The sequence below is a fragment of the Mycolicibacterium baixiangningiae genome, assembly GCF_016313185.1.
Classification (GTDB): domain Bacteria; phylum Actinomycetota; class Actinomycetes; order Mycobacteriales; family Mycobacteriaceae; genus Mycobacterium; species Mycobacterium baixiangningiae.
The window spans coordinates 5,308,861-5,322,335 of record NZ_CP066218.1; the positions used below are offsets into that span (position 1 = coordinate 5,308,861).

Annotated in this window: 13 protein-coding genes; 10 read left to right on the forward strand and 3 right to left on the reverse strand. The window is 69.6% G+C overall.

Going from position 1 to position 13,475, the window contains the following annotated elements:
- The first annotated feature begins 3 nt into the window (after positions 1 to 3).
- From I7X18_RS25235 to I7X18_RS25255, 5 genes are read left to right on the forward strand one after another with little or no spacing between them, the layout of a single operon-like run.
- The gene (locus tag I7X18_RS25235) at positions 4 to 1,236 is read left to right on the forward strand and encodes a DUF7847 domain-containing protein (RefSeq protein WP_193046880.1); all 1,233 of its coding nucleotides are present in this window, start codon (positions 4 to 6) and stop codon (positions 1,234 to 1,236) included.
- 1 nt (position 1,237) lies between these two features.
- Positions 1,238 to 1,888 carry a DUF4129 domain-containing protein gene (locus tag I7X18_RS25240; RefSeq protein WP_193046706.1) on the forward strand — a complete coding sequence of 217 codons (651 nt, stop codon included), beginning with the start codon at positions 1,238 to 1,240 and terminating at the stop codon, positions 1,886 to 1,888.
- Complete coding sequence (locus I7X18_RS25245; RefSeq protein WP_193046707.1) at positions 1,885 to 3,027, forward strand: DUF4350 domain-containing protein; 1,143 nt, start codon at positions 1,885 to 1,887, stop codon at positions 3,025 to 3,027. Before I7X18_RS25240 ends, I7X18_RS25245 begins: the two co-directional genes overlap by 4 nt.
- Entirely contained in the window at positions 3,024 to 4,007 is a 984-nt protein-coding gene (locus I7X18_RS25250; protein WP_193046708.1) for an AAA family ATPase, read from the forward strand. The genes I7X18_RS25245 and I7X18_RS25250 overlap by 4 nt, the downstream gene beginning before the upstream one ends.
- Positions 4,007 to 5,329 (forward strand): DUF58 domain-containing protein, encoded by a 1,323-nt coding sequence (locus tag I7X18_RS25255; RefSeq protein WP_193046709.1) that lies wholly within the window; start codon positions 4,007 to 4,009, stop codon positions 5,327 to 5,329. Before I7X18_RS25250 ends, I7X18_RS25255 begins: the two co-directional genes overlap by 1 nt.
- Here the strand turns inward: I7X18_RS25255 and I7X18_RS25260 are convergent, their stop codons facing one another.
- Complete coding sequence (locus I7X18_RS25260; protein WP_193046710.1) at positions 5,330 to 6,322, reverse strand: stage II sporulation protein M; 993 nt, start codon at positions 6,320 to 6,322, stop codon at positions 5,330 to 5,332.
- Positions 6,323 to 6,348: 26 nt separating this feature from the next.
- Between I7X18_RS25260 and I7X18_RS25265 the strand changes: the two genes are divergently transcribed.
- Positions 6,349 to 7,185, forward strand: coding sequence for an RDD family protein (locus tag I7X18_RS25265; protein WP_193046711.1), 837 nt, complete (start codon positions 6,349 to 6,351; stop codon positions 7,183 to 7,185).
- 4 nt (positions 7,186 to 7,189) lie between these two features.
- On the opposite strand, the gene I7X18_RS25270 is transcribed toward I7X18_RS25265, so the two are convergent.
- Both I7X18_RS25270 and I7X18_RS25275 read right to left on the reverse strand, forming a co-directional pair.
- Entirely contained in the window at positions 7,190 to 8,527 is a 1,338-nt protein-coding gene (locus I7X18_RS25270; protein ID WP_193046712.1) for a carotenoid oxygenase family protein, read from the reverse strand.
- Between the two features lie 110 nt (positions 8,528 to 8,637).
- Positions 8,638 to 9,414: an SDR family oxidoreductase gene (locus I7X18_RS25275; RefSeq protein ID WP_193046713.1), complete on the reverse strand. Its 777-nt coding sequence runs from the start codon at positions 9,412 to 9,414 to the stop codon at positions 8,638 to 8,640.
- A 154-nt stretch (positions 9,415 to 9,568) separates the two neighbouring features.
- On the opposite strand from I7X18_RS25275, the gene I7X18_RS25280 reads away from it, so the two are divergent.
- From I7X18_RS25280 to I7X18_RS25295, 4 genes are all read left to right on the forward strand, one after another.
- Complete coding sequence (locus I7X18_RS25280) at positions 9,569 to 10,444, forward strand: helix-turn-helix transcriptional regulator (RefSeq protein WP_193046714.1); 876 nt, start codon at positions 9,569 to 9,571, stop codon at positions 10,442 to 10,444.
- Between the two features lie 56 nt (positions 10,445 to 10,500).
- Entirely contained in the window at positions 10,501 to 11,208 is a 708-nt protein-coding gene (locus I7X18_RS25285) for a GntR family transcriptional regulator (protein ID WP_193046715.1), read from the forward strand.
- Between the two features lie 119 nt (positions 11,209 to 11,327).
- Positions 11,328 to 12,884, forward strand: a complete 1,557-nt coding sequence (locus tag I7X18_RS25290) for an NCS1 family nucleobase:cation symporter-1 (protein ID WP_193046716.1) — start codon at positions 11,328 to 11,330, stop codon at positions 12,882 to 12,884.
- A gap of 55 nt (positions 12,885 to 12,939) precedes the next feature.
- Positions 12,940 to 13,467 (forward strand): PadR family transcriptional regulator, encoded by a 528-nt coding sequence (locus I7X18_RS25295; RefSeq protein WP_193046717.1) that lies wholly within the window; start codon positions 12,940 to 12,942, stop codon positions 13,465 to 13,467.
- The last annotated feature ends 8 nt before the right edge of the window (positions 13,468 to 13,475 follow it).

The following is a 13,475-nucleotide window of genomic DNA, read 5'->3' on the forward strand; positions in this document are numbered from 1 at the left end:
AGGATGGTTCACATGAGCAACGACGCCGGCGGGTCCGGTCACGTCAACCCGCCGCCGCCATATGCCCCACCGGGCTACCCTCCCCCGGGCTACCAGCAGGCGTATCCGCCCCCCGGCTATCAGCAGGGCTACCCGCCGCCGGGGTATCAGCAGGGCTATCCGCCGCCCAGCTACCAACAGGGCTACCCGCCGCCCGGCTATCAACAGGGCTATCCGCCGCCCGGCTACCCACCGCAGCAGGGGTACTCGCCGGCCGGAGTCCTCAAGCCCGGCGTCATCCCGTTGCGTCCGCTGGGGCTGTCGGACATCTTCAACGGCGCGGTCAACTACATCCGCCGCAACCCGAAGGCGACGCTGGGCCTGACCGCCATCGTGGTGGTGGCCGCCCAGTTGATCTCACTCGTCCTGCAGATCCTGGGTCCGATGATCGCCACCGGTGACATCGACCCGACCCTCAGCGGCGAGGCACCCACAACGGGTGACGTCGTCGCGCTGTCCGGGTCCGCGCTGGCCGGGTCGATCACCACCGCGCTGGCGTCGGTGGTGCTCAGCGGCATGCTGACGGTCATCGTCGGGCGCGCGGTGTTCGGCGCGGACATCACCATCGGCGAGGCCTGGCAGCGGGTCAAGAGCAGGCTGTTGGCCCTACTCGGCTTCACCGCGCTCGAGGCGCTGGCGATCCTGGTGCTGATCGGGATCGTCGTGGTCGCCATCATCGCGGCCGAGGCTGTCGGCGGCGGCGTCGCCGCGTTCCTCGTCGGCGCCCCCCTGGTCATCGCCGCCGTCGCGCTGATCGTGTACGTCGCCACGTCGCTGCTGTTCACGCCTGCCCTGATCGTCCTGGAACGGCTCGGCGTCGTCGACGCGGCGAAACGGTCGTTCGCACTGGTGAAGAAGGACTTCTGGCGGGTGCTCGGCATCTGGATCCTGGCCGCGCTCGTGGCGGCCGTCATCGCGGGCGCGGTCGGTGTCCCGTTCAGTTTCGGCGGACAGCTGCTGGCGTCGGGGTCGGGTTCCGCAGGTGGTGCGGTGGCCGGACTCGTCCTCATCGCGGTCGGCGCGGCGGTCGGTCAGATCCTCACCGCCCCGTTCAGCGCCGGGGTCGTCGTGCTGCTCTACACCGACCGCAGGATCCGCTCGGAGGCCTTCGATCTGGTGCTGCACACCGGCGCGGCAGCGGGACCCAGCGTCGCGGCCGATTCCACCGACCACCTGTGGCTGACCCGCCACCCCTGACGTGCCGACCGTAGACATCGATCGGGACGCTGCGCACGAGGCCGCCCAGCAGGAACTGAACAAGCCGATCTACCCCAAGGCGTCGCTGACCGACCGTCTCTCCGAATGGTTCAACGAGTTGATCTACCGGCTCGCCCAGGGAGGCGCCGGCGTACCGGGCGGCTGGCTGACGATCGGCGTGCTGCTCCTGCTGGCGGCGGCGGCGGGAGTGGTGGCCGTTCGCATCGCGCGCAAGACCATGCGCACCGACCGGGGTGGCCACTCTCTCTACGACGGTCACGAACTCAGTGCCGCCCAACACCGTGCCACCGCACAGCAACACGCCGCCGCCGGCCAATGGTCGCTGGCGATCCGGCACCGGCTCAGGGCGGTGGCGCGTCAACTCGAGGAATCCGGCGTGGTCCCACCGGTTCCCGGCCGCACCGCCACCGAGTTGGCGAGCGACGCCGGACAGGCGCTTCCCCAGCTGACCGGCGAATTACGCGACGCGGCAACAGCTTTCAACGACGTCACCTACGGCGACCGGCCCGGGTCGGAGGCCGCGTACAGGTCGGTGGCCGAACTCGACGACCACATCCGCGCGGCCACCCCACCGGCCGGCCACACCGACGGCGCCGCGCAGGCCCACACGGGTTGGGCGGAGGTGCGATGACGCGCACTGTGACGGCAGTCAACCCGACTGTCCGGCAGCGCTGGCGGACCGGGCGCTGGGTGGCCCTCGCGCTGTTCGTCATCGTCGCCATCGCCACGGTCGGCACCTATCTCACCGCGCCGCGGCCCGGCGCGCCGATGGATCCGCAGTCCACCTCACCCGACGGCGTTCGCGCGCTCGTCACCCTGCTGCGCGACCGCGGCGTCGAGGTGGTGGAGGCCCGCAGCGTCGCCGACGTCGAAGGGGCGGCCCGCGACGACACGTTGATCGTGTTCGCCGAGACGTTCCGCCTCACCGGCGACGAGCAGTTGCGGCGCCTGGCCGACCTGCCGGGCGATCGGCTGCTCGTCGAACCCGTGTCCCGCGTCCGCGAAGCACTCGCCCCGGAACTGCGCAGCGCGGGGGCGAGTTCGTTCGCCCCCGCGCCGGACTGCGACCTGCGGGAGGCGAACCGCGCCGGTGACGCTCAGCTCGGGTTGGCCGACAGTTACCGGTCGGCCAACCCCGACCTGCCGTTGACCAGCTGCTACGACGGCGCGCTGGTCCGCTACCGCGACGCCGGCCGCACGATCACCGTCGTGGGCACGTCGGGATTCATGACCAACGCCGGACTGCTCAAACAGGGCGACGCCGCGCTCGCGATGAACCTGGTGGGCAGCTCGCCGCGCGTCGTCTGGTTCGCGCCGCGGGAACGCGAGGGCGCCGCCGGCAGCGCCACCCTCACCGACCTCATCCCCGACCAGGTGACCTGGATCGTCCTGCAGTTGTCGCTCGCGGTGGCCCTCCTCGCGTTCTGGCAGGGCCGGCGCATGGGACCGCTTGTCGCCGAGACACTTCCGGTGGTGATCCGGGCGTCGGAAACCGTCGAGGGCCGCGGCCGGCTGTACCGGTCCCGACGCGCCCGCGACCGCGCCGCCGAAGCCCTGCGCACCGCCACGCTCTCGCGGCTGCTGCCCCGGCTCGGCCTGGCCGCAGGCGCGCAACGCCCCGCGGTCATCCAGGCCGTCGCCCAGCGGACCGGCGCCGACCCCGAGGCCGTCGGGCGCACGCTGTACGGACCGGCCCCGGCCACCGACACCGAACTGGTCACCATCGCCCATCAGCTCGACGACATCGAAAGGCAGGTCGCCCACTCGTGACACAGCCATCAGCGCAGCCCATCCGCGAGGTGACAGCCGATTCAGCGCGTCAGGCGCTGCTGGCCCTGCGGGAAGAGATCGGCAAGGCCGTGGTCGGCCAGGACGCTGTGGTCAGCGGACTGGTCATCGCGCTGCTGTGCCGTGGTCACGTGCTGCTCGAAGGCGTTCCGGGAGTGGCGAAGACGCTGCTGGTCCGCACGCTGGCCGCCACCTTGGCGCTGGAGTTCAAGCGGGTGCAGTTCACGCCGGATCTGATGCCCGGCGACGTGACGGGGTCGCTGGTCTACGACGCGCGCACCGCCGAATTCGAATTCCGCGCCGGGCCGGTGTTCACCAACCTGCTGCTGGCCGACGAGATCAACCGGACTCCGCCGAAAACCCAGGCGGCGCTGCTGGAGGCGATGGAGGAGCGGCAGGTCAGCGTCGACGGTGAACCCCGTCCGCTGCCCGACCCGTTCATCGTCGCCGCCACCCAGAATCCGATCGAGTACGAAGGCACCTACCAACTGCCCGAGGCACAACTCGACCGCTTCCTGCTCAAGCTGAACGTGCCGCTGCCCCCGCGTGAGCAGGAGATCGCGATCCTCGACCGCCACGCCCGCGGCTTCGATCCGCGCGACCTGTCGTCGGTGCGGGCGGTCGCCGGGCCCGCGGAGCTGGCCGCGGGCCGGGCCGCGGTGCGTCAGGTACTGGTCGCCGACGAGGTGCTCGGCTACATCGTCGACATCGCCGGCGCCACCCGCCGGTCGCCGTCTCTGCAGCTGGGCGTCTCACCACGCGGTGCGACCGCGCTGCTGGCGACGGCGCGCTCGTGGGCGTGGCTGTCCGGGCGCACCTATGTCACCCCCGACGACGTCAAGGCGATGGCCAGGCCGACGCTGCGACACCGCATCGCGCTGCGCCCGGAGGCCGAACTGGAGGGGGCCAGCCCGGACGGGGTGCTCGACGGCATCCTCGCCTCGGTGCCGGTGCCACGCTAGTGGTCCTCACCGGGCGCGCGGCGCTGATCGCCCTGCTCTGCGTGGTGCCGATCGGTGCGGCGCCGGCCCCCGGGGTGGCGTTCGTGGTGCTGGTCGGGGCACTGCTCGCCGCGATCGTCGTGGACATCGCGCTGGCGGCGAGCCCGCGCGCGTTGGCGCTGACCCGGTCCGGGGACACCGCGGCCCGGCTCGGACAGTCTGTCAACTCCGTACTGGCCGTGCACAACCCGGGCAGACGGCGGTTCCGGGGCCGACTGCGCGACGCCTGGCCGCCGAGCGCACACGGTGAACCGCGCACTCATCGCGTCGATCTGCCTGCCGGACAACACCTCACGCTGCGCACCACCCTGCGCCCGACACGGCGCGGCGACCTGACCTCCGCGCTCGTCACCGCACGTTCGATCGGCCCGCTCGGCCTGGCCGGACGGCAGACCTCCCACCGCGTGACCGGCCAGATCCGGGTACTGCCACCGTTCCTGTCCCGCAAGCACTTACCGTCCCGGCTGGCGCGGCTGCGCGAACTCGACGGCTCGACACCCGCATTGATCCGCGGCCAGGGCACCGAATTCGATTCACTGCGCGAATACGTCATCGGTGACGACGTCCGCTCGATCGACTGGCGGGCCAGCGCGCGGCGCGCCGACGTCGTGGTGCGCACGTGGCGGCCGGAACGCGATCAGCGCATCGTCATCGTCCTCGACACCGGCCGCACCTCGGCCGGCCGCGTCGGTGTCGACCCGACGGCAGCGGACACTGGCGGCTGGCCCCGGCTGGACTGGTCGATGGACGCCGCGCTGCTGCTGGCGGCGCTCGCCGCCCGCGCCGGTGACCGTGTCGACTTCCTGGCCCACGACCGGGTCGCCCGCGCCGGGGTGTTCAACGCGTCGCGCACCGAGTTGCTGGCGCAGCTGGTGACGGCGATGGCTCCGCTGCAACCCGCGCTCGTCGAATCGGATCCGGCCGCGATGGCGTCGGCGGTTCAGCGCCGGGTCCGCCGTCGCGCGCTGGTGGTGCTGCTGACCGATCTGAACGCCTCCGCGCTGGAAGAGGGTCTGATGGAGGTGCTCCCGCAGCTCGCCACCCGCCACCACGTCCTGATCGCCGCGGTCGCCGATCCGAGGGTGGATGTGCTGGCGGCGGGACGCGACGACGCCGCGGCCGTATATGACGCCGCCGCCGCCGAACGCGCACGCAACGACCGGCACCGCATCGCCGCCGCGCTGCGGCAGGTGGGGGCGGACGTCGTCGACGCCCCACCCGATGAACTCGCACCCGCGCTCGCCGACCGTTATCTCGAGATGAAGGCGACAGGCCGCATGTGATCAGCCGGTCGGCACCACGTCAGGCGCATCTTCGATGTCTCCGGACTCGCCGGCCCTGACCGCCCTGCGGCCGAAATGCACGACGTAGCCGAGGAAGGCGAGCTCCGCGGCGACCCCGATCGCGATCCGCGCGAAGGTGGGTAGCGGCGAGGGGGTGACCAGCGCTTCGATCAGACCGGACAGCAGCAGGACCACCACCAGACCGGCGGCGACGGCGACGACGGCACGGCCCTGTTCGGCGAGCACCTGGCCCCGCGGCCGGTGGCCGGGCGCGATCACCATCCAGCCCAACCGCATCCCGGCCGCCGCCGCGAGGAAGACGGCGGTCAGCTCGAGCAGTCCGTGCGGGGTCAGCAGCCCGAGGAAGATGTCGCCCTTGCCTGCGTCGAACATCAATCCGCCCACCAGGCCGAGGTTCGCCGCGTTCTGGAACAGGATGTAGGGAATCGGCAGGCCGAGCAGGATTGCGAAGCCGATGCACTGCGCGGCCACCCACGCGTTGTTCACCCACACCCGCAGGGCGAACGAGCCCGCGGGATTCTCGCTGTAGTACGAGGCGAAATCCTCGTTGACCAGTTGATCGATATCGCTCGGGGTGCCGATGGTCGACTGCACCTCGGGATTGCCCGCCACCCAGAACCCGATCAGTGCGGCGACGAGGAAGAAGGCGGCGGCCGAACCGAGCCACCACCGCCAGGACCGGTAGGCGACGACGGGGAACGAGACCGTCCAGAAGCGCGCGAACTCCCGCCACAGCGGAGCGTGTGCGCCGGTCACCGCCGCGCGCGCCCGCGCCACCAGTCCGGAGAGCCGGCCGACGAGCACAGAGTCCGTGGAGGCCGAACGCACCATGGACAGGTGGGTCGACACCCGCTGGTAGAGGTCGACGAGTTCGTCGACCTCCTCGCCGGTCAGCCTGCGGCGCCGCTTGACGAGTTCGTCGAGCCGGTCCCAGGTGGGGCGGTGGGCCAGCACGAACGCATCGACATCCACGCCGGCCAGCCTAGTAGCGTGGCCATATGGTCTCCCAGCCCGAACCGGTGGTCACCGGTGACGCGGTGGTGCTCGACGTCCAGCTCGCCCAACTGCCGATCCGCGCGCTGTCGGCGATGATCGACATCGTCGTCATCTTCGTCGGCTATGTACTCGGCGTCGTCCTGTGGGCGACCACCCTGAGCGACTTCGACACCGCGCTGTCGTCGGCGGTGCTGATCATCTTCACCGTTCTCACGCTGGTCGGTTATCCGCTGGTGTTCGAGACGGCGACGCGGGGCCGGAGTCTGGGCAAGATGGCGCTCGGTCTGCGGGTGGTGTCGGAGGACGGTGGCCCGGAACGGTTCCGGCAGGCCCTGTTTCGCGCGCTGGCCGGATTCATCGAATTGTGGATGCTCGCGGGAGGACCGGCGGCGGTGTGCAGCCTGCTCTCGCCGAAGGGCAAACGCATCGGTGACATCTTCGCCGGCACCGTGGTGATCAGCGAACGGGCGCCGCGGGTGAGCCCGCCGCCGGTGATGCCGCCGTCGCTGGCGTGGTGGGCCGCATCGCTGGAGCTGTCGGGGCTCGGCGGCGAGCAGGCCGAGCGCGCCCGCCAATTCCTCTCGCGCGCAAACCAACTCGATCCCCGGCTGCGGGATGAGATGGCGTACCGCATCGCCGGCGAAGTCGTCTCGCGGATTTCGCCGCCACCGCCGCCCGGTACGCCGCCGCAGTTCGTCCTGGCCGCCGTGCTGGCCGAACGGCACCGGCGCGAGCTGGCGCGCCTGGTGCCCACCCCCCCGGTGTACCCCTCGGCCCCCGCGCCGTCGTACGCGGCCGCCGCACCGCCGCAGGGTACGGGTTTCACCCCGCCCGGCTGAGCGTCTAGCTGTCGATCCAGTTGCCGTGGAATCCGTACGGAACCCGGTGCGGTAGTTTGATTTTGGCGACCGGCGGGGCCGCGAAGTCGGCAGCGTCGAGGATCACCAGATCGCTGCCGTCGCGCTCCGGGTCGTAGACGTATGCCAGGTACCACCCGTTGAGCTCGTCCGCAGGTCCCGACGACGCCGGCACGAACACCGCCTCTCCGGGTCCGCCCGGCGCATCCGCGGTACCGAAGGCATGCTCCACGGCCGCACCGGTCGTCAGGTCGTAGCGGACCAGTCGTTGATCGCCCACCGACACCGCATAGCGCGCGGGCAGGCCCGCCAGCCGGTCGTCGATGCGGGGGAACTCGACCGCCCGGTCGTCAAGTTGCCCTTCACGAACCACACCGGTCGCGAGGTCGATCGTCCAGCTCCACAGCACGCTGTCGACGTCGAATCCACCTGTCTCACGCCACAAATGGGGGTAGCGCACCGCCTGCAGCACCAGCGTGTTGCCGCTCTCGTAGGCGTTGGCGACGTGGAACACGTAGCACGGGTCGATGTCGAACCAGCGGACCTCGCCGAACGGATCGTCACGCCGCAGCACGCCGAGGCGGGCGCCGTAGGAGTCGTCCCACCGGTAGGGCATGTCGCCTTCGCCCTTGAGCGCGATGTCCATGTTGAACACGATCGGCAGATCCATGAAGATGATGTGCCCGCTGGTCATCGCGAAGTCGTGCATCATCGTCAACGCCTTGACGTCGATCGGCCGGTTGACGGTCAGCTGACCGTCGGCGTCGGCGCGGTGGTAGGTCACGTACGGCTCGAACAGGTTGCCGTACCCGAAGAAGTGCAGCTCGCCGGTCGTGGGGCAGATCTTGGGGTGGGCGGTCATCGAGTCGACCAGTTTGCCGCCGAAGTCGTAGGCGCCGATGGTCTGCAGGTCGTTGGTGATCTCGTAGGGCAGCGAGGATTCGACCAGGGCGAGCGTCTTACCGGCATGGTTGACCACGTGGGTGTTGGCGACGCTCGAGTGCAGGTTGCGGGAGCCGTCGGAGTTGTAGACCGGGAAGTTCTGCTCGAAGCTCTCGGTGCGCACCCACCGGTTGCGATACCAGGCGGCGCGGCCGTTCTCGATGCGGACGCCGTGGATCATGCCGTCGCCGGTGAACCAGTGCGCGTTGGGTTGGCGGGGGTTGGGGCCGTTGCGCAGGTACCAGCCCTGCAGGTCCGGCGGGATTCGCCCCTCGACGGGCAGGTCGAAAGCGGTCAGTTCGTCGGCTACGGGCGCGTAGTTGCCCTTCTGGAAGAACTGACCGGTGCCGAACAGGGCGGAGGTGTCAGTGGTGTCGGTCATACCGGACTCCTGGGGTTGGACTGGAAAGTCTGCCACCACGATGACACTCCTCATGTGACATGTCAATAGTGGAATGTGAGGAGAGCGGGGTCGGGTTCCCCGCTGCCCGGTCAGATCGCCTGAGCGGTCGGCAGGATGGTGATCTCGGTGAGGTTGACGTGGCGGGGCACCGCGGCGATGAACGCCACGGTCTCGGCGACGTCGGCCGGGGTGAGGACGTCGATGTCGGCGAGGAGATCGGCCATCAGCTTGCTGGCATCGGGATCGGTGACGTGCAGCGGCAGTTCGGTGTCGACCATGCCGGGTTCGACCGTCGACACCCGAACCATCTTGCGGCCGAGTTCGACCCGCAGCAGCCGCGTCAGCTGGCTGAGGTAGGCCTTGGTCCCCGAGTAGACCGAGAACTTCTCCAGCACCCGGGTGGCCGCGATCGACGACGTGGTGATCAGGTCGGCCGGTCGCCCGGCGCCGGCGGCCGCGATCAACTGCGGGACGAAGGCGCCGATCACGTTCATCACGCCCGTGACGTTCAGATCGATCTGGCGCTGCCAGTCGTTGACCTTGAGCTCCTCGATCGCCGAGATCAGCTGCACGCCGGCGTTGTTGAACACCAGGTCGGCGGGCCCGAACTCGTCGGTGACCCGGTCCGCCGCGGCAGTCACCGCATCCCGGTCGGTGACATCGAGCGGCAGCACCAGGGCGGTCCCGCCGTCCGATCGGATGCGCTCGGCGAGGCGCTCGAGGTTGTCGGTGCGGCGGGCGGCGACCGCGACCCGGGCACCGACTGCGGCCAGGCGCTGCGCGGTGGCTTCGCCGATTCCGCTGGACGCACCGGTGACGACGGCGACCCGGCCGGCCAGTGGGGTGTTGGTGATGAGTGACGACATACGTGTCCCTTTCTCGTGACTGACTGCTTTGCGCACTCCAGACAACCGGCCGGACGCCGCCGCATGGGGCCCGGAGCTGGCCTGATTCATCGGGGGACAAGGTGGGCCACCTTCGGGTCCGTGGACGCCGGCCGGTGGCGGCACACTGAAGGTCATGGGTGATCGCAATGGAACTGAACTCGCCGAGTTCCTCAGTGCCCGCCGCGCCCGTCTCACCCCCGACGACGCCGGTCTGGACGGTGCCCAGGTGCGCCGCCGGGTGCCGGGGCTGCGCCGCGAAGAGTTGGCACAACTTGCCGGGGTCAGCGTCGACTACTACACCCGGCTCGAGCAGGGGCGCAGCCGCAGCGCATCTGCCGACGTCCTCGACGCACTGGCGACCGCGTTGCAGCTCACCGACGCCGAACGCCAGCATCTGCACCAGCTCGGCCGCCCCCGACCCGGCCGCCGCACACGCCGTCCCCGCCCGCAGCGGGTGGACCCGGCCACGCTGCGGCTGCTCGATCTGATGGACGAGGTGCGCTCGCCGGCGTTCGTCCTCGGGCGGCGTCTCGATGTGCTCGCGCACAATCGGCTGGCCGGCGCCCTGATCACCGAGTTCCGCGAGCTCGCCGCACCGCAGCGCAACCAGGCCCGTTTCGTCTTCCTCGACCCCCACGCCCGCGAGCTGTACGCCGACTGGCGCCAGGTGGCGGCCGATACGGTGGCGATGCTGCGGTTCGATGCCGGCCGCTACCCCGACGACGAGAAACTCTCGACCCTCGTCGGCGAGCTCTCCATCCACTCCGAGGAGTTCCGCAGGTGGTGGTCCGGTCACGATGTGCAGCGCCGCACCACGGGCAGCAAGGCCTACCACCACCCGCTCGTCGGTGATCTGACTGTGCAGTACCAGGCACTCAGCCCTGCCACCGACCCCGATCAGATCCTGTACGTCTACACGACCGAACCGGGTTCGCCCTCCGAGACCGCGATGCGGCTGCTGGCCACGTGGCACGCCCGCGACGAGCGTCCCGCGCCGGTCCGCAGCTGACGGTCGTTCGGCGCTTCGGCCCGCGCATCGGCGCCGAACGGAGGAAGATCCATCCAATGCCGGCCCGTCGACACTCCGCTCTGTTGACGAAGCTGTCGGCCAACCGATCGCCGGATTCACGGCGCACAGTGGTCGACGAGCTGCGCCGCGTCATCCTCGAAGGTGGCGCCCCGCCCGGGTCGGCCATCCCGGTGAACGACGTCGCCGAGGTGCTCGGCGTCAGCGCCATCCCGGTCCGCGAGAGCCTCAAGACGCTCGTCGCCGAGGGCCTCGTCGCGCACCAGCCCAACGTCGGCTACAGCGTCGCGCTGCTGACGGCCACCGAACTCGCCGAGATGTACATCGTCCGCGAGACGCTCGAGTCGGCGGCACTCGCCGCGGCGGTGGCCAACGCGTCGCAGGCCGACCGCACGGCGGTGGCCGCCGCACATCGTCTGCTGGAGAGGGCGGTGGAGGAGGACGATCGGCACTCATACCACCGCCAGAGCCGGCACTTCCACATCGGCATGACCCGGCCGTCCGGAATGCTGCGCCTGGTGCACATGCTCGAATCCGCTTGGAACATAACCGAACCCGTGCAGCTGATGGTGCACGTCGAGCGAGCCGAACGGGCCGCGTTGCACGCTGACCACGGCCGCATGCTCGAAGCCTTCCTCGACCGCGACGTCGACGCACTCCTCGCGACGAGCCGAGATCACCACCGGCGGCTCAACACCGTGGTGGCAGCGCTGCCCCCGGACACCGGACTGATCGCGCACGGGTGAGCGGCGAATGAGTCGATCATGTTGCCGATGGCGGCGAAATATATTCACTGCGCAATGACGGTGAAACACACCGAAGCTACGTTCCGTTCATCGCCTCGCCCGATGGACAGGAACCACACATGACAGAGATCCGTGACCTCCCACCGAGCGCCGTGGTCGGCGCGGGCGACGTCGTCGAAGCCGCGGGGCATCCCGTCGGCAGCGGGGTGATCAAGGACAGCTACGACCCGCAGCTGACCAACGAGGACCTCGCGCCGCTGGGCAAGCAGACGTGGTCGTCGTACAACATCTTCGCGTTCTGGATGTCCGACGTGCACAGCGTCGGCGGCTACGTCACCGCGGGCAGCCTGTTCGCCCTCGGTCTGGCGAGCTGGCAGGTGCTGATCGCCCTTCTCGTCGGCATCGTGATCGTCAACGTGCTGTGCAATCTGGTCGCCAAGCCCAGCCAGCAGGCCGGTGTGCCGTACCCCGTGGTGTGCCGTAGTTCCTTCGGCGTTCTCGGCGCGAACATCCCGGCAATCATCCGCGGGCTGATCGCCGTGGCCTGGTACGGCATCCAGACCTACCTGGCCTCGGCGGCACTCGATATCGTGCTGCTCAAACTGTGGCCCGGTCTTGCGCCCTACGCCGACGTCGACCAGTACGGCTTCACGGGCCTGTCGCTGCTGGGCTGGTGCAGCTTCATGCTGCTGTGGGTGCTGCAAGCCTGCGTGTTCTGGCGCGGGATGGAATCGATCCGCAAGTTCATCGACTTCTGCGGCCCCGCCGTCTACGTCGTGATGTTCATCCTCTGCGGCTACCTGCTGTGGAAGTCGGGCTGGCACGTGAGCCTGTCGCTGGGCGGCGAGAAGCAGGGCAACACGCTGGTCGTCATGCTCGGCGCGATCGCACTGGTGGTGTCGTACTTCTCCGGGCCCATGCTGAACTTCGGCGACTTCGCCCGCTACGGCAAGAGCTTCGATGCGGTCAAGAAGGGTAACTTCCTCGGGCTGCCGATCAACTTCCTGATGTTCTCGATACTGGTGGTCGTCACCGCGGCCGCCACGGTGCCGGTGTTCGGCGAACTGCTCACCGACCCGGTCGAGACCGTCGCGCGGATCGACAGTGTCACCGCAATCGTGCTCGGCGCCTTGACGTTCTCGATCGCGACGATCGGCATCAACATCGTGGCCAACTTCATCAGCCCCGCGTTCGACTTCTCCAACGTGAGCCCGCAGCGGATCAGCTGGCGCATGGGCGGCATGATCGCCGCGGTCGGGTCGGTGCTGCTCACGCCGTGGAACCTCTACAGCAACCCTGAGGTCATCCACTACACGCTCGAGACGCTCGGCGCGTTCATCGGTCCGCTGTTCGGTGTGCTGATCGCCGACTTCTACCTGGTTCGCAAGCAGAAGATCGTCGTGGACGACCTCTTCACGATGTCGAAGACGGCCAACTACTGGTACAAGAAGGGCTACAATCCGGCCGCGGTGGCCGCCACACTGGTGGCTGCCGTGCTGGCCATGGCGCCCGTGCTGCTCGGCGGCGTCGTGTTCGGCATGGCCGGCGCCGCGCAGTACAGCTGGTTCATTGGCTGCGGCGTGGCGTTCGCCATCTACTACGTGCTGGCCACCCGCGGCCCGTGGCGGCTGACCGCCCTGCGCGTCGCAGAAGGCGCGACGCTGGTCACCAACTAGGCGACACGCCTACGGCCCGACATTCCACACGTGGAATGTCGGGCCGTACGCTTTCGTGGTGAGCCTTCGATTCGCCGCCCTCGGCCTCCTCGCGCAGCAGCCCGGCAGCGGATACGACCTGCTCAAGCGCTTCGAGAAGTCGATGGCCAACGTATGGCCCGCGACGCAGAGCCAGCTCTACAGCGAGCTGAACCGACTTGCCGACGCCGGTCTCATCGAGGTCACCGACGTCGGTCCGCGGGGACGCAAGGAGTACCGCGTCACGGCCGCGGGGCGGGCCGAACTCAGACGGTGGATCACCGACGCAGGCGACGATCCGCCCCTGCGCCGACCGGATCTGCTCCGGGTGTTCCTACTCGGCGAACTCACCCCGGCCGCCGCCCGCAGGTACGCCGCCGAGTTCGCCGAACACGCCGAGGCTGAACTCGCGCGCCTCGAGGCGTTGCGCGACTCGCTGCATTGGAACGACGACGATGCCGCGTTCTACGGCCGCGCCGCCCTCGAATACGGGCTCCGACTGGCCGCCATGGAGGCCGAATGGGCCCGCGGTGTGGCGGAGGGGATCGACCAGCGCAGAAATTGATCGTTGCA

Coding starts and splice junctions, on each gene's coding strand:
- I7X18_RS25235 (WP_193046880.1), top strand. CDS start 4: ATGGTTCACATGAGCAACGACGCCGGCGGGTCCGGTCACGTCAACCCG.
- I7X18_RS25245 (WP_193046707.1), top strand. CDS start 1,885: ATGACGCGCACTGTGACGGCAGTCAACCCGACTGTCCGGCAGCGCTGG.
- I7X18_RS25265 (WP_193046711.1), top strand. CDS start 6,349: ATGGTCTCCCAGCCCGAACCGGTGGTCACCGGTGACGCGGTGGTGCTC.
- I7X18_RS25270 (WP_193046712.1), bottom strand. CDS start 8,527: ATGACCGACACCACTGACACCTCCGCCCTGTTCGGCACCGGTCAGTTC.
- I7X18_RS25275 (WP_193046713.1), bottom strand. CDS start 9,414: ATGTCGTCACTCATCACCAACACCCCACTGGCCGGCCGGGTCGCCGTC.
- I7X18_RS25280 (WP_193046714.1), top strand. CDS start 9,569: ATGGGTGATCGCAATGGAACTGAACTCGCCGAGTTCCTCAGTGCCCGC.
- I7X18_RS25285 (WP_193046715.1), top strand. CDS start 10,501: ATGCCGGCCCGTCGACACTCCGCTCTGTTGACGAAGCTGTCGGCCAAC.
- I7X18_RS25290 (WP_193046716.1), top strand. CDS start 11,328: ATGACAGAGATCCGTGACCTCCCACCGAGCGCCGTGGTCGGCGCGGGC.